Annotated in this window: 17 protein-coding genes; 1 reads left to right on the forward strand and 16 read right to left on the reverse strand. The window is 65.5% G+C overall.

Annotation, left to right across the window (positions count from 1 at the left end):
* Window positions 1-48: 48 nt before the first annotated feature.
* From putA to hemE, 3 genes are all read right to left on the reverse strand, one after another.
* Window positions 49-3,981: a trifunctional transcriptional regulator/proline dehydrogenase/L-glutamate gamma-semialdehyde dehydrogenase gene (putA, locus tag SB786_RS08690; protein WP_410727120.1), complete on the reverse strand. Its 3,933-nt coding sequence runs from the start codon at window positions 3,979-3,981 to the stop codon at window positions 49-51.
* 366 nt (window positions 3,982-4,347) lie between these two features.
* Window positions 4,348-6,609, reverse strand: a complete 2,262-nt coding sequence (locus SB786_RS08695; protein ID WP_410727121.1) for a primosomal protein N' — start codon at window positions 6,607-6,609, stop codon at window positions 4,348-4,350.
* A gap of 448 nt (window positions 6,610-7,057) precedes the next feature.
* The gene (gene hemE / locus SB786_RS08700; RefSeq protein WP_410727122.1) at window positions 7,058-8,152 is read right to left on the reverse strand and encodes a uroporphyrinogen decarboxylase; all 1,095 of its coding nucleotides are present in this window, start codon (window positions 8,150-8,152) and stop codon (window positions 7,058-7,060) included.
* A gap of 149 nt (window positions 8,153-8,301) precedes the next feature.
* On the opposite strand from hemE, the gene SB786_RS08705 reads away from it, so the two are divergent.
* Window positions 8,302-9,108, forward strand: coding sequence for a transporter substrate-binding domain-containing protein (locus tag SB786_RS08705; RefSeq protein ID WP_410727123.1), 807 nt, complete (start codon window positions 8,302-8,304; stop codon window positions 9,106-9,108).
* A gap of 715 nt (window positions 9,109-9,823) precedes the next feature.
* On the opposite strand, the gene SB786_RS08710 is transcribed toward SB786_RS08705, so the two are convergent.
* The 13 genes from SB786_RS08710 to SB786_RS08770 all read right to left on the reverse strand — a co-directional run bounded on the left by SB786_RS08710 (window position 9,824) and on the right by SB786_RS08770 (window position 22,789).
* Window positions 9,824-11,551, reverse strand: coding sequence for an AMP-binding protein (locus tag SB786_RS08710; RefSeq protein ID WP_410727124.1), 1,728 nt, complete (start codon window positions 11,549-11,551; stop codon window positions 9,824-9,826).
* A 255-nt stretch (window positions 11,552-11,806) separates the two neighbouring features.
* Window positions 11,807-12,232: a F0F1 ATP synthase subunit epsilon gene (locus SB786_RS08715; protein ID WP_006477288.1), complete on the reverse strand. Its 426-nt coding sequence runs from the start codon at window positions 12,230-12,232 to the stop codon at window positions 11,807-11,809.
* 121 nt (window positions 12,233-12,353) lie between these two features.
* On the reverse strand, window positions 12,354-13,748 hold the full coding sequence (gene atpD, locus SB786_RS08720) for a F0F1 ATP synthase subunit beta (RefSeq protein ID WP_410727125.1): 1,395 nt from the start codon (window positions 13,746-13,748) through the stop codon (window positions 12,354-12,356).
* A 66-nt stretch (window positions 13,749-13,814) separates the two neighbouring features.
* Window positions 13,815-14,690, reverse strand: a complete 876-nt coding sequence (gene atpG / locus SB786_RS08725; RefSeq protein WP_410727126.1) for a F0F1 ATP synthase subunit gamma — start codon at window positions 14,688-14,690, stop codon at window positions 13,815-13,817.
* A 119-nt stretch (window positions 14,691-14,809) separates the two neighbouring features.
* Window positions 14,810-16,351: a F0F1 ATP synthase subunit alpha gene (atpA, locus tag SB786_RS08730; RefSeq protein ID WP_410727127.1), complete on the reverse strand. Its 1,542-nt coding sequence runs from the start codon at window positions 16,349-16,351 to the stop codon at window positions 14,810-14,812.
* 44 nt (window positions 16,352-16,395) lie between these two features.
* Entirely contained in the window at window positions 16,396-16,935 is a 540-nt protein-coding gene (locus SB786_RS08735) for a F0F1 ATP synthase subunit delta (RefSeq protein ID WP_006756468.1), read from the reverse strand.
* A gap of 2 nt (window positions 16,936-16,937) precedes the next feature.
* A complete protein-coding gene (locus SB786_RS08740) occupies window positions 16,938-17,408 on the reverse strand; it encodes a F0F1 ATP synthase subunit B (protein WP_011882812.1) in 471 nt (156 codons plus the stop codon).
* Between the two features lie 128 nt (window positions 17,409-17,536).
* Window positions 17,537-17,806 (reverse strand): F0F1 ATP synthase subunit C, encoded by a 270-nt coding sequence (atpE, locus tag SB786_RS08745; protein ID WP_006482730.1) that lies wholly within the window; start codon window positions 17,804-17,806, stop codon window positions 17,537-17,539.
* Between the two features lie 75 nt (window positions 17,807-17,881).
* On the reverse strand, window positions 17,882-18,730 hold the full coding sequence (atpB, locus tag SB786_RS08750; RefSeq protein ID WP_006756470.1) for a F0F1 ATP synthase subunit A: 849 nt from the start codon (window positions 18,728-18,730) through the stop codon (window positions 17,882-17,884).
* 110 nt (window positions 18,731-18,840) lie between these two features.
* Complete coding sequence (locus SB786_RS08755; protein ID WP_228906377.1) at window positions 18,841-19,368, reverse strand: ATP synthase subunit I; 528 nt, start codon at window positions 19,366-19,368, stop codon at window positions 18,841-18,843.
* Window positions 19,369-19,940: 572 nt separating this feature from the next.
* Complete coding sequence (locus SB786_RS08760) at window positions 19,941-21,071, reverse strand: SLC13 family permease (protein WP_410727192.1); 1,131 nt, start codon at window positions 21,069-21,071, stop codon at window positions 19,941-19,943.
* 13 nt (window positions 21,072-21,084) lie between these two features.
* Entirely contained in the window at window positions 21,085-21,978 is an 894-nt protein-coding gene (locus SB786_RS08765; RefSeq protein WP_006751763.1) for a ParB/RepB/Spo0J family partition protein, read from the reverse strand.
* A gap of 31 nt (window positions 21,979-22,009) precedes the next feature.
* On the reverse strand, window positions 22,010-22,789 hold the full coding sequence (locus tag SB786_RS08770) for a ParA family protein (protein WP_105785896.1): 780 nt from the start codon (window positions 22,787-22,789) through the stop codon (window positions 22,010-22,012).
* Window positions 22,790-22,802 lie beyond the last annotated feature (13 nt).

The raw sequence follows: 22,802 nt of genomic DNA on the forward strand, positions 1-22,802 counted from the left end.
CGGGATCGCCTTGCCGCTTCCTTTGTTTGATCCGAACGGCAAGGATGGTCAGCCGATCGTCATCAAATTTGCATTGCCGCCCGCCGCGGCCGTATTCACGCTGACCGAGCGCTCGGTGAGCAGTCGCTCGAGCGCGTAGTCTTCAGCGTCGCCGTTCTCGAACGCGCCCGCCGACACGCCCTGCACCGATACGATCGGGCCCGGGCGCTGCGCGACGTCCTTAACGAGCGTCTGCAGTTCGTCGCTGTCGCCTTCGAACAGCACCGCGTCGAACGGCGCGTCGGGCTGCTTGCGCACGGCCGCATGCGCCTTCAGCGCAGCCGGCAGCGCCGCGACCAGCGCCTCGCCCGCCGCACCGGCGAACAACGCGCGGTTGCCGGTCGCCAGCACCGCCGCGAACTGCGCACGCGCACCGCTCGGCGTCGCCGCGACGCACAGCACCGTGCCGCGCGGGCCGAGTGTATACGTGTTTCGCTCGCCCGTCGGGCCGGTCAGCACCGCGGTCGCGCCGGCCGGCACCTGCGCCAGGTAGCCGTCGCAGCGCGCGGCCAGCGCCGGTTCGCGCTGCTCGATCAGCCAGTCGCGCAGCGCGGTGAGCGCCGCCGCCGGGTTGCCGCGCGGGTCGCTTTCGACCGCGCCGTCCGCGATCAGCATCTGCGCGAGCGAACGCGGCAGGCCCGACGGACGCGTCGCGAGCAGGCGCTGCAGGTACAGCGCGCCGCCGGCCTTCGGGCCCGTGCCCGACAGCCCTTCGCCGCCGAACGGCTGCACGCCGACCACCGCGCCGATCACGTTGCGGTTCACGTAGATGTTGCCGACGTGCGCGTTCGAGATCACGTGTGCGATCGTCTCGTCGATCCGCGTGTGGATCCCGAGCGTCAGGCCGTAACCCGTCGCACGGATCTGCTCGAGCAGCTTGTCGAGCTGATTGCGCCGGTAGCGCACGACGTGCAGCACGGGGCCGAACACCTCGCGCTTGAGCTCGTCGATGCTGCCGATCTCGATCAGCGTCGGCGGCACGAACGTACCGTGCGCGCAGGCTTCCGGCGCCGGCAGCTGCGTGACCGTGTGGCCCTTGTCGGTCATCGTCGCGACGTGCGTGTCGATCGTCTGCTTCGCTTCGGCGTCGATCACCGGGCCGACGTCGGTCGACAGACGGTCCGGGTTGCCGAGCGCCAGCTCGTGCATCGCGCCCTTGAGCATCGTCAGCGTGCGGTCCGCGACGTCGTCCTGCAGACACAGAACACGCAGCGCCGAACACCGTTGACCGGCCGAGTCGAACGACGACTGCAGCACGTCCGCGACCACCTGCTCCGCGAGCGCCGACGAGTCGACGATCATCGCGTTCTGGCCGCCCGTTTCGGCGATCAGCGGAATCGGCTTGCCGTCCGGGTCGAGGCGCGCGGCGAGCGTCTTGTTGATCAGGCGCGCGACTTCGGTCGAGCCGGTGAACATCACCGCGCGCGTGCGCGGATCGGCGACCAGCGCCGCGCCGACGGTCTCGCCGGTGCCCGGCAGCAACTGCACCGCGCCGGCCGGCACGCCGGCCTCGCGCAGCAGGCGCACGGCTTGTGCTGCGATCAGCGGCGTCTGTTCGGCCGGCTTCGCGAGCACCGTGTTGCCGGCTGCCAGTGCAGCGGCCACCTGGCCCATGAAGATCGCGAGCGGGAAGTTCCACGGGCTGATGCAGACCACGGGGCCGAGCGGACGGTGCGTGTCGTTCGAGAATTCGTCGCGAATCTGCGCCGCGTAGTAGCGCAGGAAGTCGACGGCTTCGCGGATTTCGGCGATCGCGTTCGGCAGCGACTTGCCGGCCTCGCGCACGATCAGGCCCATCAGCGTGTGCATCTGCGCTTCGAGCAGGTCGGCCGCGCGCACCAGGCAGTCGGCGCGCGCATCGACCGGCGTCGCCTGCCAGATCGGCGCGGCAGCCACCGCATGCGCGAGCGCCGCGCTCACGTGTTCGGCCGTCGCTTCGCTGACCGTGCCGACCACGTCGCGCAGGTCGGCCGGGTTGCGCACGTCGCGCGCCGGTGCGTCGACGAGCGCGTCGTCGGCGAGCATCGGCGCCGCGCGCCACGGATGATGCGCGCTCGCGAGCAGCGCGGACGACAGCGATGCGAGACGGTGTTCGTTCGACAGGTCGAGGCCCATCGAATTGGGACGCTCGTCGCCGTACAGGTTGCGCGGCAGCGGGATCTTCGCGTGCGGCGCGCCGAGCGGCACGACCTTCGACGCCTCGTCGACCGGATCGGCGACCAGCTCCTTCACCGACACGGTTTTATCGGCGATGCGGTTCACGAACGACGTGTTCGCGCCGTTCTCCAGCAGGCGGCGCACCAGGTACGCGAGCAGCGTTTCATGCGTGCCGACCGGCGCGTACACGCGGCACGGACGGTTCAGCTTGTCGCGCCCCGTGACTTCCTCGTACAGCGGCTCGCCCATCCCGTGCAGGCACTGGAATTCGTACTGGCCCGGGTAGTAGTTGTGGCCGGCAAGGTGATAGATCGCGGCCAGCGTGTACGCATTGTGCGTCGCGAACTGCGGGTAGACGGCGTCGGGCGCCGCGAGCAGCTTCTTCGCGCACGCGAGGTACGACACGTCCGTGTAGATCTTGCGCGTGTAGACCGGATAGCCTTCGAGGCCGTCGACCTGCGCCCGCTTGATTTCGCTGTCCCAGTACGCGCCCTTGACCAGGCGGATCATCAGGCGGTGACGGCTGCGGCGCGCGAGGTCGATCAGGTAGTCGATCACGAACGGGCAGCGCTTCTGGTAGCCCTGCACGACGAAGCCGATGCCGTTCCAGCCGGCGAGCTCCGGATCGAAACACAGCGCCTCGAGCAGGTCGAGCGACAGTTCGAGACGGTCGGCTTCTTCCGCGTCGATGTTCAGGCCGATGTCGTAGCGGCGCGCGAGCAGCGCCAGCGCGCGCACGCGCGGCAGCAACTCGCTCATCGTGCGGTCCTGCTGCGAGCGCGCGTAGCGCGCGTGCAGCGCCGACAGCTTGATCGAGATGCCCGGGCCTTCGTAGATGCCGCGGCCGCCGGCCGCCTTGCCGATCGCGTGGATCGCCTGCTCGTACGACGCGTAGTAGCGCAGCGCGTCCTCTTCGGTCGTCGCCGCTTCGCCGAGCATGTCGTACGAGTAGCGGAAGCCGCGCGCCTCGTACTTGCGGCTGTTCGCGAGCGCCTCGGAAATCGTCTCGCCGGTGACGAACTGCTCGCCCATCAGGCGCATCGCCATGTCGACGCCCTTGCGGATCAGCGGCTCGCCGCCGCGGCCGATCAGGCGCGTGAGCGCCGACGACAGGCCCGCTTCGCTGTTGGTCGTCACGAGCTTGCCGGTGATCATCAGCCCCCAGGTCGCCGCGTTCACGAACAGCGACGGCGCGTGGCCGACGTGCGAGCGCCAGTCGCCCTTGCTGATCTTGTCGCGGATCAGCGCATCGCGCGTCGCGCGATCGGGAATGCGCAGCAGCGCTTCGGCGAGACACATCAGCGCGACGCCTTCCTGGCTCGACAGCGAGAACTCGTGGATCAGCCCTTCGACGCCGCCGCCCGAGTTCTTCTCGCGCAGCGCCTCGACGAGCGTCGTCGCGAGCGCCTGCGCGTCCGCCTGCAGGTTCGCCGGCAGGCGCGCCTGCCCCAGCAGGAACGGCACGCATTCCGGCTCGGGGCGGCGATACGCGGCCGTGATCGCCGCGCGCAGCACCGATTGCGGCTGCACGTTCTGCGCGAACTCGAGGAACGGATGCGGCGAGTTGTCGTCGTCGCTGTCCACCGCCTGACCGTCGGCGAGCTCCGTCACGCCGCTGTGGCCCGACAGCTCGGGCGGCAACTGGCCGTGCTCGATCCGCTCGAGATACGCGAAGATCGCCTGCTTGATCAGCCAGTGGGGAGTGCGCTCGAGACGCGCGGCCGCGTCTTTCAGGCGCGAGCGGAGAAGGTCGTCGACTTTGACGCCGAGAGTCGTGCTTGCCATGGTGGGTTCGTGCGCCGGTGCGGGCCCGGCAATGTGGTGTGAGAGGATGCGCGAAATCCTACGGCACGCAATAAAAAGGTGCAACCGAATTACGAGATTGGTTGCACCCGCAAGTTAGCCAATATAATCAGCCACTTAGATCGTTGCAACCTAGGGGTTGCCCGTGGTCGGCGGATCGGTGTTTTCCCTGATCGGGTCGATTCGGCGTGCGTGGGGCAACCCGCGGGGCGCGAGGCGGAGAGGAAAATCGGTTGCACTGGGCGGCCGGACGGGTGCCGCAAAGCGGGTATGGAAGGGCCTCGACAGTCGGCCGGGGGTGTCACATGGTGGGCGCGCGGCCCGACGGCCGCAGCCGTGGCGCCCGGATCAGATATCCAGCGGATCGACCTCGAGGCTCCACCGATGTACGCCCTTCAGCGCGCGCAGCTCGGGCTGCCACGCGCGCAGCGCATGCTGCAGTGCCGCGCGCGACGCGCTTTCGAGCAGCAGCTGGGCGCGGTGGACGTTCGCGACCTTCACGATCGTCATCGGCACCGCGTCGTATACGGTCACCCGATCGGCGCCCGGCAGCCCCGGCAGCGCGGCGGCGGCCTGCAGCAGGAACGCGAGTGCCGCGTCGAGCGTGCGCCCCTCGGCACGCAGCAGCGCCTGGTAGACGAACGGCGGCAGGTGCGCGTCGCGGCGCTCGCCGAGCGTCGAATTCGCGAAGCCGACGTAATCCTGCCGGCCGAGCGCGTGATACAGCGCGTGACGCGGATAGCGCGTCTGCACGAGCACCTCGCCGGGCAGCCCGGCGCGCCCGGCGCGGCCGCTCACCTGCATCAGCTGCGCGAACAGCCGCTCGCTCGCGCGGAAGTCGTGCGAGAACAGCGCGGTGTCCGCATTGAGCACGCCGACGAGCGACACGCGCTGGAAGTCGTGCCCCTTCGCGATCATCTGCGTGCCGACCAGGATGTCGACTTCACCGGCGTGCACGTCCGAGAACAACGCCTGCGCGCTGCCCTTGCGTCGTGTACTGTCCGCGTCGATCCGCAGGATCCGCGCGCCCGTCACGGCCTCGGCGAGCGCCTCCTCGATGCGCTGCGTGCCGCGCCCGAGCGGCGCGATGTCGACGTTCCCGCATTCCGGGCACGAGCGCGGAATACGCGCTTCCCAGCCGCAGTGATGGCAGCGCAGCGCATGCTCGGGCTTGTGCAGCACGACGTAGGCGCTGCAGCGCGGGCAACCGGCGACCCAGCCGCACGCGTCGCACGCGAGTTGCGGCGCGTAACCGCGCCGGTTCAGGAACACGAGGCTCTGTTCGCCGCGCTCGAGCCGCGCCTTCAGCGCCGCGACGAGCGGCCCCGACAGCCCGCCCATCGACGCGCGCCCGCGCCGCCGCTCCTCTTCGAGATCGATCAGCCGCACGGTGGGCAGCGTCGCGTCGGCCACCGCACGGCGCGACAGCGTGAGCCGCGTGTAGCGCCCCTGCTCGGCCTGCCACCAGCTTTCGAGCGATGGCGTCGCCGAACCGAGCACGACCGGAATGCCGAGATGCTTCGCGCGCCACACCGCGAGATCGCGCGCCGAATAGCGCAACCCTTCCTGCTGCTTGTACGCGGGCTCGTGTTCCTCGTCGACGACGATCAGCGCGAGCGTCGGCAACGACGCGAGCACCGCGAGCCGCGTGCCGAGCACGATCCGCGCGCGGCCCGTGTGCGCGGCGAGCCAGTTGCGCGCACGCTCGCCCTCGGCGAGCCCGCTGTGCAGCGTGACGATTGCGTCGTCCGCGAGCGTGCCCGCGAAGCGCGCGCGAAACGCGGCCTCGAACTGCGGCGTCAGGTTGATTTCGGGCACGAGCACGAGCGCCTGCGCGTCGGCCCGCGCCTCGAGCAGCGCGGCCAGCGCATGCAGATAGACCTCGGTCTTGCCGCTGCCCGTCACGCCATGCAGCAGGAACGGCGCGAAACCCTGCCCGGCGCGGATCGCGTCGAGCGCCTCGGCCTGCTGGTCGGTGAGCGCCGGCGGCACAGCTCGTCCACCGGTTGTCGACAGGTTATCCACAGCTTTGGGCACAGGCGCGTCGGCCCAGCCGATCTCCTCGATCGCAACCCAGTCGCGCGCCGCCCAGTCGTCGAGCGTAGCGGCCGCCTTCGGGTGCAACGCGCGCGCGTCGGGCAACGTCAGCGAATCGGTGTCGGCGAGCGCCTGCGCGAGCCTTCGCAGCGCCGCCCCGCGCGCGGGCAGTGCGTCGGGAAGCGCGGCGCGGCCGGCTTCGCTCAACCGATAGCGCACCTCCGGCGCCAGCAGCCGCCCCCAGCGCTGCGCATCGCGCAACGCCTGCGGCAACGCCGGCAGCGCGACTTCGCCGCGGCCGCGCTGGTAGTAATCGGCCGCGAACGACACGAGCGCGAGCCAGTCCGGCGCCAGCGGCGGCAGTTCGGTACAGATTGCGTCGATCGCCCGCAACCGGGACGGCGGCACGTCGGTGTGAGTCGTCACTTCGCACACGAGCCCGACGACCTGCCGCTTGCCGAACGGCACCTGGACGAGCGTGCCGGGCTCGGGCGCCGGCTGGACGTCGCAGCGGTAGTCGAACAGGGTGGCGAGCGGGTGGTCGAGCGCGACGCGCAGGTAGGTATCGCCCATCAGCGCGCTCCGGCGGCGGTCCGGGGCGCGCGAACGGCTGGCCCGCGCATCCGCGTCAAGGTGGCGAACTTAAAGTAAAACTTCAGATTCGGCGCTAAGTTTTGGATTCGCATTGGGAATCGCCGTATACCCTGAACAGCCTGTGGATAACTTTGTTGAGAACTCGCCGTTCACCAGCCGCGAAGCGCGCGGGGCCGTGCTTTCCGTCGATTTGGCCCGCTCGCTGCCGCGCCCCGCGAAGCCTTATTCCATAAGGCTGCTATTCAAATTCCCCAACCATAGCGAGACAATTCGACCGATACAGGGCTCTACCGCGCTGCAACGTGGAAAATGTGCATAAGTCAAGTCTTGACAAGCCATGAATCGGCAACCGGTGCGGGCTTGCGCCCTGTTTAGTGCCGACAGCGAAACGCCGTCACGCCGCGTTGCAGCATGACAGCGCTTGCGCTCAGCCCGCCGCTCCGCTAAGGATCTTGCGGCTGTGGCTGTGCACTTCGTCGACGAGTTCGGCGACGTGATCCGGCGACGTGAACTGCGAAATGCCGTGGCCGAGGTTGAATACGTGGCCCGGATGATTGCCGTAGCTGTCGAGTACCGCGCGCGCCTGCTCGCGCACCGCGGCCGGCGGCGCAAACAGGATCGTCGGGTCGAGGTTGCCCTGCAGCGCGACGCGCCCCGCGACGCGCTCGCGTGCGGCGCCCAGGTTGACCGTCCAGTCGAGCCCGACCGCGTCGACGCCGGTCGCCGCGATTTCCTCGAGCCACAGCCCGCCGCCCTTCGTGAACGTGATCACCGGCACGCGCTCGCCGTCGTGCTCGCGCTTGAGCTGAGCGACCACGCGGCGAATGTAGTCGAGCGAGAAGCGCTGGTACGCGCCGTCCGCCAGTGCGCCGCCCCACGTATCGAAGATCATCACGGCCTGCGCGCCGGCTTCGATCTGCGCATTCAGGTACGCGGCCACGGCCTGCGCGTTCACGTCGAGGATCCGGTGCATCAGGTCGGGGCGCGAATACGCCATCGACTTCACCGTGCGGAAATCGTCCGACCCGCCGCCTTCGACCATGTAGCACGCGAGCGTCCACGGGCTGCCCGAGAAGCCGATCAGCGGCACGCGCTGGCGGCCCTGGCCGTCGGTCAGCGCGCGGCGGATCTCGCGCACGGCGCCCGTCACGTAGCCGAGCGTCGCGTCGATGTCCGGCACCGCGAGCTTCGCGACGTCGGCCTCGGTGCGCACCGGATGCGCGAACTTCGGCCCTTCGCCGACCTGGAAGTCGAGGCCGAGACCCATCGCGTCGGGAATCGTCAGGATGTCCGAGAACAGGATCGCGGCGTCGAGCGGGAAGCGCTCGAGCGGCTGCAGCGTCACTTCGGTCGCGTAGTCGGGATTCTTCGCAAGGCCGAGGAAGCTGCCGGCGCGTGCGCGCGTCGCGTTGTATTCGGGCAGGTAGCGGCCGGCCTGGCGCATCAGCCAGATCGGCGTGTAGTCGGTCGGCTCGCGCAGAAGCGCACGCAGGAAGGTGTCGTTGAGCAGGTTATGGGCCACGGTAGGAGCGACGGTGCGAAGGCAAAGCGGCATTTTACCGGAGCGCGGCCCCGCCGCTGCGTATGCCGATGCGATGGCGGCCATATGACACGCGCGAGGGCTCCGTTATGATCGGACGCTGATATCAACCCGAACGAAGGAGGAGACCGATGAAGACATTCGCCGCGCTGGGCGCGCTCGCCGCCGCCACCATGCTTTGCTGCGCCGTCGCGCACGCTCAGACCGCCGCAGCCGCGCCCCCGGCCGCCAGCGCCGGCTCGCGACTCGACGACGTGCTCGCCCGCGGCACGCTGCGCGTGTGCACGACGGGCGACTACAAGCCGTATTCGTACTACCGGACCGACGGCCGCTTCGAGGGCATCGACATCGACATGGCCGAATCGCTCGCGAAATCGCTCGGCGTGAAGGCCGACTTCGTGAAGACGAGCTGGTCGAACCTCACCAACGACTTCGTCGCGAAGTGCGATATCGCGGTGGGCGGCGTCTCGACGACGCTCGAGCGCCAGAAGCGCGTGTTCTTCACGCAGCCGTATGTGGTCGACGGCAAGACGGCGATCGCACGGTGCGCGGATGCCGACAAATACCAGACCGTCGCGCAGATCGACCGGCCCGAGACCCGCGTGATCGTGAACCCGGGCGGCACCAACGAGCGCTTTGCGAAGCAGTTCTTCACGCACGCAAACCTGACTGTCTATCCTGACAACGTGACCATCTTCAAGCAGATTCTCGCGGGCAAGGCGGACGTGATGGTGACGGATGCGTCCGAGACGCTGCTGCAGCAAAAGCTGAATCCGGGCCTCTGCTCCGTGCACCCGGACAAGCCGTTCCAGTTCGGCGAAAAGGCGTACATGGTGCCGCGCGGCGACGTCGCGTTCCAGCAGTACGTCGACCAGTGGCTGCACCTCGCGCTATCGAGCGGCGAGTACCAGGCGATCTCCGACAAGTGGCTGAAATAAATACGATCGCGCACTGCAACGGTGGCGGATAACGGGCACCGACCGCGCGTCCCTGAAGCCGAACGCCGGGTGCCGTTACACATCGGCGCGGGACGCCGCGGTGGAAAAACCGTGAAACCGGCCGAATGGCTGACTATCGCGGCGGCCGATCACGTTTCAAAATCTTTCCGACGAATCAATCGTCATACGCCGTATCTGCCATGCGATGCACGTTCGATCGTGTAAATCGGCAATTCATCGATGCCGATACGCATGAAAAACGCATTGCGCGCACCCGATGAAAACTCTGCGGAAACGATAAGTAAATATGACCATTTTCAGTATCCCGAAAACAGCAAAAAATCCCGGAAAGCCTTATCTGGCGGACGTTACAACCTGAAACACTTTGTTACCGCGACGGGTCATTAATTCGCCCACAATGGGCCTCAACGGTTTCAACACGGATGCGGTCTCGTGTGCCAAGTGTGAGCGGACGCGAAGCGCTGCGAGCCAGTCGGTCACGTACCGAAGCCCTTCCGAGGGGCATCCCTGTTGGAGTCGTTTCCGGCCCCGGTCGGACTCGGTTTCATCTTTGGTCTCCTCGCGCTAACCCCGTAGCGTGTGGTTTTTAGCGGGCTAATAAGCCCGCTTTTTTTCGTCCATCGAAAACGCAGCGGCCCGCATGGGACGGCCCGAAGGCCGCCGCGCTTTTCCCGCCGCCGGGCCGCCCGTCGTTTCAAGCGGTCTTCTGCACGTCGAGCTTTAGTTCCTCGATCATCCGTTCGCGCATCACGAACTTCTGCACCTTGCCCGTCACCGTCATCGGCAGTTCGTCGACGAAGCGGATGTAGCGCGGAATCTTGTAGTGCGCGATCTGGCCGGTGCAGAATGCGCGCACGTCGTCCTCCGACATCTGCTCGTCCGCACGCAGCACGATCCACGCGCACAGCTCCTCTCCGTACTTCGCGTCGGGCACGCCGAACACCTGCGCGCTCTGAATCTTCGGATGCCTGAACAGGTATTCCTCGATCTCGCGCGGATACACGTTCTCGCCGCCGCGGATCACCATGTCCTTCAGCCGGCCCACGATGTTGCAGTAGCCATCCGCATCGAGCGTCGCGAGGTCGCCCGTGTGCATCCAGCCGTCGACCAGCACCTCGCGCGTCTTCGCGTCGTCGTCCCAGTAGCCGAGCATCACCGAATAGCCCTTCGTGCACAGCTCGCCCGTCGCGCCGACCGGCACGATGCGCCCTTCGGGATCGACGATCTTCACTTCCAGATGCGGTTGAATGCGGCCGACCGTCGTCGTGCGCTTCTCGAGCGGATCGTCGGTGGAGCTCTGGAACGACACGGGGCTCGTCTCCGTCATCCCATATGCGATCGTGATCTCGGACAGATGCATTTGCGACACGACGCGCTTCATCGTCTCGATCGGGCACGGCGAGCCGGCCATGATCCCGGTGCGCAGCGTCGACAGGTCGAATTTCGCGAACTCGGGATGATCGAGTTCCGCGATGAACATCGTCGGCACGCCGTGCAGCGCGGTGCAGCGTTCGTCGGCGACGGCCGCGAGCGTCGCGACGGGGTCGAACGCCTCGCCGGGAAACACCATCGCCGCACCCGTCGATACGCACGCGAGCACGGCCAGCACCATCCCGAAGCAGTGATACAGCGGCACCGGGATGCACAGCGCGTCCTGCTCGCTGAACCGCATCGCCATCGCGATGAAGCGCGCGTTGTTGACGACGTTGCGGTGCGTGAGCGTCGCGCCCTTCGGGCTGCCGGTCGTGCCGCTCGTGAACTGGATATTGATCGGGTCGGTGGCTGCGAGCGTCGCGCCGATCGCATCGAGCTGCGCGACGTCGAGCGTATCGCGGCCGCGCGCCATCACGTCCGCGAAGCGGAACATGCCGGCCGGCGCGACCTCGCCCATCGACACGACCGTGCGCAGGCTCGGCACGCGCGCCGCCCGCAGGTCGCCCGGCGTCGCGCTCTCGAGCTCCGGCGCGATGGTCTGCAACATCTCGACGTAGGCGGACGTCTTGAAGCGCTCGGCCGCGATCACGGCCTTGGAGCCGACCTTGTTCAGCGCGTATTCGAGTTCCGCGAGCCGGTAGGCCGGATTGATGTTGACGAGGACCGCGCCGATGCGCGCGGTCGCGAATTGCGTGAGCAGCCATTCGCTGCGGTTCGGCGACCAGATGCCGACGCAATCGCCCTTCACGATCCCGAGCGCGGCCAGGCCGGCCGCGAGCACGTCGACCTCGTGCACGAACTCGCGCCAGGTCCAGCGCACCTGCTGTTCGCGGAACACGACGGCCGGACGATCGGGAAAGCGGCCGGCCGTGTCGAGCAGGAACCGGCTGATCGTCGCGTCGGATAGCGGCACGTCGGTCGCGCCGCGCACGTACGACAGTCCGTTTTCGGGCGCGATCAGCGCCCCCACGTCAAGGTCTGCTGCCATCGATGTCTCCGTCCGTTTTTGTCTGATCGGCCCGGCACGCGGCTCACGCGCGCCGGCTCCGCCGCGATCGCGGCGGACAGCCTCTGCACGAATGATGCCGCTCGCCGCTGACGACACTCTGACATCAAATCGCGGCGGACGGATGAAATAGCACGACCGGACGATACGATCCGGCCCGCAAAAAACAGACGAAAACGACGGGCGAAAAAAAGCAGCCCGAAGGCTGCTTCCTTTCGCGGGATACGCGCACGCGGCTCAGTGCCGGCTGCGAATCTTCGCCAGACGCTGGATCGCCTCGAGCTGCGCCATCGCGGTCGCGAGCTCGGATTGCGCCTTTGCGAGGTCGAGATCCGACTTCGCGTTCTGCAGCGTTTCCTCGGCACGCTTGCGCGCTTCCTCGGCTTTCGCCGCATCGAGATCCTTGCCGCGGATCGCGGTGTCGGCGAGCACCGTCACGGCGCCCGGCTGCACTTCGAGAATGCCGCCCGCGACGAACACGAATTCGTCGTTGCCGCCCTCGACTTCGATGCGCACCGCACCCGGACGAATCCGCGTGATCAGCGGCGTGTGACCCGGCAGGATACCCAGCTCACCCGTTTCGCCCGGCAGCGCGACGAATTTCGCCTCGCCCGAGAAGATCTGCTCTTCCGCGCTGACGACGTCTACTTTGATGGTTGCCATATCGACTCCAATCTCATCCACAGGTTGAGCATATTGCGGCCGACGCGGGCGACCGGAATACAAGTCATCACTGACTTATTGCTCCGGCCGGCACACGCCGGCTTGCGACTCACTCAAGCCCTTACTGGATCTTCTTGGCCTTTTCGAAGGCTTCGTCGATCGTGCCGACCATGTAGAACGCCTGTTCCGGCAGGTGGTCGCACTCGCCGTCGACGATCATCTTGAAGCCACGGATCGTTTCCTTCAGCGGCACGTACTTGCCCGGCGAACCCGTGAACACTTCAGCGACGTGGAACGGCTGCGACAGGAAACGCTGGATCTTACGCGCACGTGCGACCGACAGCTTGTCTTCCGGCGACAGTTCGTCCATGCCCAGAATCGCGATGATGTCGCGCAGTTCCTTGTAGCGCTGCAGCGTCTGCTGAACGCCGCGCGTGATCGAGTAGTGCTCTTCACCGATCACGTTCGGGTCGATCTGGCGCGAAGTCGAGTCGAGCGGGTCGACCGCCGGGTAGATACCCAGCGAAGCGATGTCACGCGACAGAACGACGGTTGCGTCCAGGTGGCCGAAGGTCGTGGCCGGCGACGGGTCGGTCAAGTCGTCCGCAGGGACGTACACGGCCTGAACCGACGTAATCGAGCCCTTCTTGGTCGACGTGATGCGTTCCTGCAGCTTGCCCATTTCTTCAGCCAGCGTCGGCTGATAGCCCACTGCCGACGGCATACGGCCGAGCAGTGCCGACACTTCGGTACCGGCCAGCGTGAAACGGTAGATGTTGTCGACGAAGAACAGCACGTCGAGGCCTTCGTCACGGAAGTGCTCGGCCATCGTCAGGCCGGTCAGCGCGACGCGCAGACGGTTGCCCGGCGGCTCGTTCATCTGGCCGTACACCAGCGCGACCTTGTCGAGAACGTTCGAGTCCTTCATTTCGTGGTAGAAGTCGTTCCCTTCACGGGTACGCTCGCCCACGCCCGCGAACACGGAGTAACCGCCGTGTTCCTTCGCGATGTTGTTGATGAGCTCCATCATGTTGACGGTCTTGCCCACGCCAGCACCGCCGAACAGGCCAACCTTGCCGCCCTTCGCGAACGGGCAGATCAGGTCGATGACCTTGATACCCGTTTCGAGCAGTTCGGTCGACGGCGACAGTTCGTCGAACGCCGGAGCCTTCTGGTGGATCGAACGCGTCACGTCGCTCTCGATCGGGCCGGCTTCGTCGATCGGACGGCCGAGCACGTCCATGATACGGCCGAGGGTCGGCTTGCCGACCGGCACCGAAATCGGTTTTGCCGTGTTCTTCACGGTCAGGCCGCGGCGCAGGCCGTCGGATGCACCCAGACAAATGGTACGGACCACGCCGTCACCCAGCTGCTGCTGGACTTCGAGCGTCAGTTCCGAGCCATCGAGAATGAGCGCGTCGTAGATCTTCGGCATGCTGTCGCGCGGGAATTCCACGTCGATAACGGCGCCGATGCACTGTACGATCTTGCCTTCTACCAAAGCAGCAGTACTCATCGCTTTTCCTTTAAATACCTGATTCTTTACTCGCGCAAAGGCGCAGTTGTCGTCCCGGGCGCGCGCTTAAACAGCGGCTGCGCCGCCGACGATCTCCGACAGTTCTTTCGTAATCGCGGCCTGGCGGCTCTTGTTGTATACGAGCTGCAGTTCGCTGATCACCGTCTTCGCGTTGTCGGACGCGGCCTTCATCGCGACCATCCGCGCCGATTGCTCGGACGCCATGTTCTCCGCGACAGCCTGATATACCAGCGCCTCGACGTAACGCACGAGCAGTTCGTCGACGACTGCCTGCGCGTCCGGCTCGTAGATGTAATCCCACGACGTGGCCGGCGTACCGTCATCGGCCTCGAAGTGCTCCGACGACAGCGGCAGCAACTGCTCGATCACGGCTTCCTGCTTCATCGTGTTGACGAAGCGCGTGTAAGCGATATAAACCGCCGACAGCTTGCCTTCCGAGTACAGGTCGAGCTGCGTCTTCACGGCGCCGATCAGCTTGTCCAGATGCGGGGTGTCGCCGAGGTGCACGACCTGCGACATCACCTTCGCGCCGAAGCGGTTCAGGAACCCGAGGCCCTTGCTACCGATCGCGGTGGCTTCGACCTTCTGGCCCTTCTCTTCCAGCTCCTTGAACTTCTGCACCGTCGCACGCAGCACGTTGGTGTTCAGACCGCCGCACAACCCCTTGTCCGTCGTGACGAGGATGATGCCGGCCGTCGTCGTGCCGTCGTTCGCCACCATGAACGGGTGGCGGTACTCCGGGTTCGCACGGCTCATGTGCGCGGCGATGGCACGGACCTTGTCCGCGTACGGACGAGCGGCGCGCATGCGTTCCTGCGCGCGGCGCATCTTCGATGCGGCCACCATCTCCATCGCCTTCGTGATCTTGCGCGTGTTTTGCACGCTCTTGATCTTGCCGCGAATTTCCTTCATTCCAGCCATAGCTTGCTCCTTTGCGCCCCGAGTTAGCGCTTTAGCGCTTTACTCGGGGCTCATGCATCGCTCACCGAAGCGGCGCGGGCGCATCAGCACCCGCGCGGCCTCAGTGTGTCACTCGCGGATCAATAGGCACCCGACTTCTTGAAGGATTCGATCGCCGCGCGCAGCGCGCCTTCGTCGTCCTTCGAGAGATCCTTGGTGTCTTCGATGCGCTTGATGAGGTCAGCGTGGCTGGTCTTCAGGTTGTCGCGCAGGCCCTTCTCGAACGACAGCACTTGCTTCACATCGAGATCGTCGAGGTAGCCGTTGTTCGCGGCGTACAGCGACACGGCCAGTTCCCACACCTGCAGCGGCTGGTACTGCGGCTGCTTCAGCAGTTCCGTCACGCGGCGGCCGCGCTCGAGCTGCTTGCGGGTCGCTTCGTCGAGGTCCGATGCGAACTGCGCGAATGCCGCCAGTTCACGGTACTGCGCGAGGTCGGTACGGATACCGCCCGACAGCTTCTTCACGACCTTCGTCTGAGCGGCGCCGCCGACTCGCGACACCGACACGCCGGCGTTGATTGCCGGGCGGATGCCTGCGTTGAACAGGTCGGTTTCCAGGAAGATCTGGCCGTCGGTGATCGAGATCACGTTCGTCGGAACGAACGCGGTCACGTCGCCAGCCTGCGTTTCGATGACCGGCAGTGCCGTCAGCGAGCCGCTCTTGCCCTTCACTTCGCCGTTCGTGAACTTCTCGACGTACTCTTCCGACACGCGAGCAGCACGCTCGAGCAGACGCGAGTGCAGATAGAACACGTCACCCGGGTACGCTTCACGGCCCGGCGGGCGGCGCAGCAGCAGCGAGATCTGACGGTATGCCCAAGCCTGCTTGGTCAAGTCGTCATAGATGATCAGCGCGTCTTGACCGCGGTCGCGGAAGTATTCGCCCATCGTGCAGCCGGCGTACGGTGCCAGGTACTGCATCGCGGCCGAATCCGAAGCCGAAGCGGCGACGACAATCGTGTATTCCATCGCGCCCGTTTCTTCGAGCTTGCGAACCACGTTCATGATCGACGAAGCCTTCTGGCCGATCGCGACGTAGATACAGACCAGGTCCTTGCCCTTCTGGTTGATGATCGCGTCGATCGCCACCGCGGTCTTGCCGCACTGACGGTCGCCGATGATCAGCTCACGCTGGCCACGGCCGATCGGCACCATCGCGTCGATCGACTTGATGCCCGTCTGCACCGGCTGCGACACCGACTTACGCCAGATCACGCCCGGAGCGATCTTTTCGATCGCGTCGGTCAGCTTCGCGTTGACCGGGCCCTTGCCGTCGATCGGGTTGCCGAGCGCGTCGACCACGCGGCCGACGAGTTCCGGACCCACCGGAACTTCGAGAATGCGGCCCGTCGTCTTGACGACGTCGCCTTCCGAGATGTGTTCGTATTCGCCGAGAATCACGGCGCCGACCGAGTCGCGCTCGAGGTTCAGCGCGAGGCCGAACGTGTTGCCCGGAAACTCGAGCATTTCGCCCTGCATCACGTCCGACAGGCCGTGGATGCGCACGATGCCGTCGGTCACGGAGATCACGGTGCCCTGGTTGCGAACGTCTGCGCTCGCTTCAAGGCCCTGGATCCGGCTCTTGATCAGCTCGCTGATCTCAGAGGGATTGAGTTGCATTATTCGCTCCTGATAGTCAATTCTGTTGCGTGCCGGCGTGGCGCTCAGGCGGTCAAGGCAGCCTGCATCGATGCGAGGCGCGCGCGAACCGAGGTGTCGAGCACTTCGTCGCCGACCGTCACGCGCACGCCGCCGATCAGCGACGAATCGACTTCGACCGTCGGCTTCAGCTTGCGCTTGAACTTGCGTTCGAGGCCAGAGACGAGACTTTCGAGATCCGCGCCGTTCAGCGGGAACGCGCTCACGATCTCGGCGTCGGCTGCACCTTCACGTTCGTTCTTGAGCGCCTCGAACTGCTCGGCGATTTCCGGCAGCAGCGCGATACGATGATTGTCGACCAGCATCTGCACGAAGTTCTTCGCTTCGGCGCCGGCCGCGACCGGCGACTTCACCGCAGCAAGCAGCAGCTCGACCACTTGCGTGCGCGTCACCTTCGGGCTCGACGCGACCGACAGCACTTCCGGCAGACGCGCAACCTGGGCCAGCTCTTGCACGAGCGTGGACCAGGCGGCGATGTCACCTCCCTCGGCCACGCGGAACAGCGCTTCTGCGTAAGGGCGGGCGATGGTTGCAAGTTCGGCCATGATCAGAGCTCGGCTTTCAGTTGATTCAGCAGTTGGGCGTGGGCCGTTTGATCGACTTCGCGCTTCAGGATCTGCTCGGCGCCCTTCACGGCCAGCGCGGCGACTTCGCCACGCAGCGTTTCGCGCGCCTTCACGATTTGCTGTTCTGCTTCCGCCTTCGCCTGGGCGACGATGCGGGCGGCTTCAGCCTGGGCGTTGGCCTTGATTTCCTCGGCGACCGCCTGGGCACGCTTTTCAGCGTCGGCGATGCGCTGCTGGCCGTCGTTGCGGGCCTGCGCGAGTTCCTGGTCCACGCGCTTGTGCGCTGCGTCGAGTTCCGCCTTGCCCTTCTCCGCGGCGGCGAGGCCGTCGGCGATCTTCTTCGAACGTTCGTCGAGGGCGTTGATCAACGGCGGCCACACGAACTTCATCGTGAACCACGCGAGGACCAGGAACACGACCATTTGCGCAAACAGAGTTGCGTTGAGATTCACGGTGTTTCCTTATCTGCTATCCGGAAAAATGAAACGGTAAGGCGCTCATCGAGTTGCATTCGATCAGCGCCCCAAGTCTCCGTTCCGCCCTGCGCCGGCTTGCGCCAGGCGCATATTTCCGAGGAACCTTAGCCTGCGAGCTTCGACAGGAGCGGGTTCGCGAACGCGAACAGCATTGCGACACCAACACCGATCAGGAATGCAGCGTCGATCAGGCCGGCCAGCAGGAACATCTTCGTTTGCAGCGGGTTGATGAGTTCCGGCTGACGTGCGCACGCTTCGATGTACTTGCCACCCATCAGCGCGATACCGATACAGGCGCCGATTGCACCCAGGCCGATGATGATGCCGATACCGATGGCGGTCAGACCCTGGATGTTGGCGATGTAAGCTTGCATGATCACTCCTTTGAGAAAAGACTTGGAACTGAGATTTAAAAAACTAAAACGAAGACTCTTTGTTGCACGCCGCGCTTAGTGCTTGTCGTGCGCCTGGCCGAGATACACCAGCGTCAGCATCATGAAAATGAATGCCTGCAACAGAACAATCAGGATGTGGAAGATTGCCCAGACGCTGCCCGCGATCACGTGACCAATGAAGCCGAGGAACGTTGCGTCGCCACCGAAGCTCCACATACTGCCGAGCAGGGCGATCAACAGGAACAACAGCTCACCCGCGTACATGTTGCCGAACAGCCGCATGCCGAGCGAAACGGTCTTTGCGACGTATTCGACAATGTTGAGCGCGAGGTTGGGGATCCACAGCAGCGGGTGGCCGCCGAACGGGGCCGACAGCAGCTCATGCACAAAGCCGCCCGCGCCCTTGATCTTGATGCTGTAGTAGATCATCAGGACGAACACGCCGAGCGCGATGCCGAGCGTGCCGTTCAGGTCGGCCGTCGGGACGATGCGATGGTGGGAAATCACGTCCGACAGACCGAGCAGGCCGATCACGCGGCCCGGCAGGTCGACCGGGAGGAAGTCGAGGGAGTTCATCAGCGTGACCCACACGAACACCGTGAGGGCGAGCGGCGCGATGAAGGTACGATTGCCGTGGACGATGGCCTTCGATTGGTCTTCGACCATTTCGACGAGCATCTCGATCGCGCACTGGAAACGGCCCGGCACGCCCGACGTCGCCTTGCGGGCGGCCAGACGCAGCAGGAGGATCGTCACGATGCCGCACACGATCGACCAGAACAGCGTATCGAGATTCCAGACGTGGATATCGAAAATCGACGTCTGATGCGAGGTGGAGAAATTCTGCAAGTGGTGCGCAATGTACTCGGACGGATCCGGACGCGTGCCTTCGCTAGCTGCCATATCGTTAATGCCACCCAAATTGTCGAAAATCGTTTTGCCCCGTTCCGCAATACGCTATTGCGGGAACGGGCCGGTGCGGTTCGTTGTCGAAACCGCACGCTGCTTGTTTCTTACCGCCAGGCCAGCGCGATCCAGTACGTCTTCAGCACGACGAGGTACGTGATCAGGAACGGCACCCAGTGCACGCCGGCCCAGCCGAACGCCACTGCTGCGAACATCCCGATCGTCAGGCCGAGCTTCAGGGCTTCGCCCATCACCCAGCTCATGACGGTGGCCGAGCCACCTGCCTTCAGTCGTGCCACGAACAACGCGCTTGGCACCCAGCCGATCGCCCCGCCCAGAAACGCGGACTGCGCAGCGGCGCCCGGCGACTTTGAAAACAGCCACCACGCCAGCGTTGCAACCAGGGACAAGACCACCTGCGCGGCCACCACCTTGTAGGGGGTCACGCGCGACGGCTTGCTCACGTTCGGACCGAACAGCCTCTCGGCTTCCGTCCGCGTGAGCGGAACGATGTTGTTATCTTGCTGCTCGGCATCCCAGTCGTCGGCATCGGACTCGCGCCGTTCGCCGGCCGCTGAAGCGGTGCGTTGCGCTCGGTGATCATCGTGCCTGTCGTTCGGCGCCTGACCCGCCATCGCAATTTTCCGCAAAATCCTTGAACCCGGCCCCAGACTTTCCGAAAGCTTTCAGGGGTGCCTAGCTAACAAATCCGGGCGATTGTAAGCGATAGTTGCAAGTGATTCAAGGCTTTAGACGCGACAAAAACCTGTGCAAAACGACGCATCATCATGTGAAAAACGCGCGAATCGACGACGTACGATGACAGTTGTAAGGTCGCCTTCCTGCACCGGTGTTGCTCGCCCAAAAAAGTCCGGCGACGACGACATGACGCGACATCGATGCCTGGCACGGGTGTCATCGACGCGACGTGATCGCAGCAGGAATGCTGCTGTGACGCGGGCACGGAAAACGACCCGGCGCAACGATGCGGAACACAGGAAACAGCGTGACCATCGCGTTGGGCGCAGCGCGCGAAATGCGCGGGGCTGCGAGCGGGACGATGCTCGCAATCAGTTGTTGTGCCGCCACAGAATATCGACTGTGAATCGCTGCACTTATCAACAGCCCGGCTTCGCAACGGCGTGGAACGCCGTGCGCCTTCCACGCCAGGCTTGCGGCCCGCCTGCACCGCAGGCGGCCGCGCCGCTCAACCGTGAACGAGCAACCACGCCCCCAGTGCCGCGCTCGCGATCGCGAACGGAATCGACACGAGGTGAAACGGCAGCCACATGCGCGGCTCCTTCGCGAGACGCACCGCGATCAGGTTCGCGAGCGAACTGATCGCGAACCCGAAGCCGCCGACCGATACGCCGAACGCGAGCGCACGCCAGTCGTGCGTGAATTCCGACAGCAGGATGGCCGCCGGCACGTTGCTGATTCCCTGTGACAGCACCACCCCTGCCGCGAACACACGCAGCGGCGAATCGAGATGGATCCGCGCGATCGCATCGTGGACGACGGGCAGCGCGGCCGCGCTGCGCAGCACGACGAACATCAGCACGAAGATCAGCAGCAGCAGCCAGTCGATCTTCAGGACTGCGTCACGTCTTGCCACCAGCAGCGCGAGCACGACGGCAATCAGGCCCGGCACCGGATGGTGTGCATCGGCCAGCAGCACGAACGCACCGAACAGCACCGCCGCGAGCAGCGCGTGCATGCGCTGCACCGGAACGACCTCGACGTCGCCCGATAGATCAAGCGGTTTCGCGCGAAACGCGCACGCCGTCAGCACGAGCAGCAGCGCCATCAACGCCAGCGCGAGCGGCCCGAGCGTGACGACGAAGCGGCCGAACGACATGCCGCTCAATTGCCACAGGAACAGGTTCTGGGGATTGCCGAGCGGCGTCGCGACGGACCCCGCGTTGACGGCCAGCGCGACCGCGATCACGAGCCGCCGGAACGGCAGCGGCGTCAGCGCGCGCAGCGACACCATCAGCGGCACGACGACGAACAGCGCGACGTCGTTGGTGAGCCACATCGCGAGTGCCGCCGCGAACACGACGAGCAGTATCGCGAGCCCACGCTCGGAATGCACGTGATGCACGATGCGATGCGCGAGCCACATCAGGCATCCGGACAACTCGAGCGCCTTGGTCAGCATCAGCAGGCCCGCGAGCGTCGCGACGGTCTGCCAGTCGACGCGCCCGGCCAGTGCGGCGATTGGTTGCGGATGCAACCATTGCAGAATGATCAGTGCAAGCGCCAGTACCGACAGCACCGGCTCCTTCAACAGCCAGGCAAGCCAACGGCGTGGCGCCGCCGCGCCAGTGTTCTCTATCAATCGCGCCTCGTTACTCTTCGGTCGCGACGTTGCCGCGCAAGCGCACGAGAATGCCCTCGAGCGCATCGAGGTTGCCGAAATCGATCATCACCTGCCCTCGCCCGCGGCGGCCGAGCTTGATCTTAACCGTCGACGCGAGCAGGTCGGACAACTCCTCTTCGAGACGGCGCGTGTCGCGGCCGCCGTCATCCTTCGCGCGCGCCTTCACCGTCGGCGCTTCCTTCGTCGTGTGCGCGACCAGCTTCTCGGTCTCGCGCACCGACATGCGCTTGTTGACGACCTGGTGCGCGAGCGTGATCTGCGTCGCCGCGTCGACCGCGAGCAGCGCACGCGCGTGGCCCATGTCGAGATCGCCGGCCAACAGCATCGTCTGCACCGGCGCAGCGAGATTCAGCAGGCGCAGCAGGTTCGACACCGCGCTGCGCGAACGGCCCACCGATTCGGCCGCCTGTTCGTGCGTGAAACCGAACTCGTCGAGCAGGCGCTGGATACCGTGCGCCTCTTCCAGCGGGTTCAGATCCTCGCGCTGGATGTTCTCGATCAGCGCCATCGCGGCGGCAGCCTGATCGGATACGTCCTTCACGAGCACCGGCACTTCGTCGAGACCGGCCAGGCGTGCCGCGCGGAAACGTCGCTCGCCGGCGATGATCTCGTATTTGTCAGACGAAATCGGCCGCACCAGGATCGGCTGCATCACGCCTTGCGCGCGAATGCTGGCCGCCAGTTCCTGCAGACTGCCTTCGTCCATCCGTGTCCGCGGCTGGTATTTGCCGGCCTGCAGCTTGCCGAGCGCGAGCGTGTTCGGCGCCCCTTCGATCTTCACCGCTTCGGTGATGTCCGCACTGCCGCCGAGCAGCGCTTCGAGGCCACGTCCCAAGCCCTTCTTCTTTGGTACCGCGTTCATGTCTTTCTTCCTCGCTTCGCTCATGTCCGGATCACGACACCTCGAACGCGCGCACGCGGTCGATCATCTCGGCACCGAATTGGATATACGCCTGCGCACCGCGCGAGTTGCGGTCGAACACGACGCCCGGTAACCCGTAACTCGGCGCTTCCGCCAGGCGCACGTTGCGCGGGATCACCGCGTCGAACACCTTGTCGCCGAAGTGCGCTTTCAGTTGATCGGAAACTTGCTGCTGCAGCGTGATGCGCGGATCGAACATCACGCGCAGCAAGCCGATGATCTTCAGGTCGCGGTTCATGTTCGCGTGAACCTGCTTGATCGTGTTGACGAGATCCGACAGCCCTTCCAGCGCGAAGTACTCGCACTGCATCGGGATCACGACGCCATGTGCCGCGCACAGTCCGTTCAGCGTCAGCAGCGACAGCGTCGGCGGACAATCGATCAGCACGAAGTCGTAGTCGTCGGCCACGCGCTCGAGCGCGGCTTTCAGCCGACGCTCGCGGTTATCGATGCCGATCAGCTCGATCTCGGCACCCGACAGCTCGCGGTTAGCCGGCAGCACGTCGTACGTGACGCCCTCCGGACGTACGCGCGCGTCCGTCACCGATACGCCGTCGATCAGCACTTCGTACACGGTCGACTCGCAGGCGGCCTTGTCGATCCCGCTGCCCATCGTCGCGTTGCCCTGCGGGTCGAGATCGATCAGCAGGACTCGTTGCTCCTGCGCTGCAAGGCTTGCGGCGAGATTGACCGATGTCGTCGTCTTGCCGACGCCCCCCTTCTGGTTCGCAACGCAGAAGATCTTTGCCATCGTTGGTGTGTTC

This window comes from Burkholderia sp. SIMBA_062, assembly GCF_046534765.1.
Lineage (GTDB): Bacteria > Pseudomonadota > Gammaproteobacteria > Burkholderiales > Burkholderiaceae > Burkholderia > Burkholderia ambifaria.

Bases quoted from the DNA above. Each gene is read 5' to 3' on its own strand.
- SB786_RS08710 (WP_410727124.1), bottom strand. From the start codon at position 11,551: ATGGCAGCAGACCTTGACGTGGGGGCGCTGATCGCGCCCGAAAACGGA.
- SB786_RS08715 (WP_006477288.1), bottom strand. From the start codon at position 12,232: ATGGCAACCATCAAAGTAGACGTCGTCAGCGCGGAAGAGCAGATCTTC.
- SB786_RS08695 (WP_410727121.1), bottom strand. From the start codon at position 6,609: ATGGGCGATACCTACCTGCGCGTCGCGCTCGACCACCCGCTCGCCACC.
- SB786_RS08755 (WP_228906377.1), bottom strand. From the start codon at position 19,368: ATGGCGGGTCAGGCGCCGAACGACAGGCACGATGATCACCGAGCGCAA.
- SB786_RS08765 (WP_006751763.1), bottom strand. From the start codon at position 21,978: ATGAACGCGGTACCAAAGAAGAAGGGCTTGGGACGTGGCCTCGAAGCG.
- atpG (WP_410727126.1), bottom strand. From the start codon at position 14,690: ATGGCTGGAATGAAGGAAATTCGCGGCAAGATCAAGAGCGTGCAAAAC.
- atpD (WP_410727125.1), bottom strand. From the start codon at position 13,748: ATGAGTACTGCTGCTTTGGTAGAAGGCAAGATCGTACAGTGCATCGGC.
- SB786_RS08705 (WP_410727123.1), top strand. From the start codon at position 8,302: ATGAAGACATTCGCCGCGCTGGGCGCGCTCGCCGCCGCCACCATGCTT.
- putA (WP_410727120.1), bottom strand. From the start codon at position 3,981: ATGGCAAGCACGACTCTCGGCGTCAAAGTCGACGACCTTCTCCGCTCG.
- atpA (WP_410727127.1), bottom strand. From the start codon at position 16,351: ATGCAACTCAATCCCTCTGAGATCAGCGAGCTGATCAAGAGCCGGATC.
- atpE (WP_006482730.1), bottom strand. From the start codon at position 17,806: ATGCAAGCTTACATCGCCAACATCCAGGGTCTGACCGCCATCGGTATC.
- atpB (WP_006756470.1), bottom strand. From the start codon at position 18,730: ATGGCAGCTAGCGAAGGCACGCGTCCGGATCCGTCCGAGTACATTGCG.
- SB786_RS08735 (WP_006756468.1), bottom strand. From the start codon at position 16,935: ATGGCCGAACTTGCAACCATCGCCCGCCCTTACGCAGAAGCGCTGTTC.
- SB786_RS08770 (WP_105785896.1), bottom strand. From the start codon at position 22,789: ATGGCAAAGATCTTCTGCGTTGCGAACCAGAAGGGGGGCGTCGGCAAG.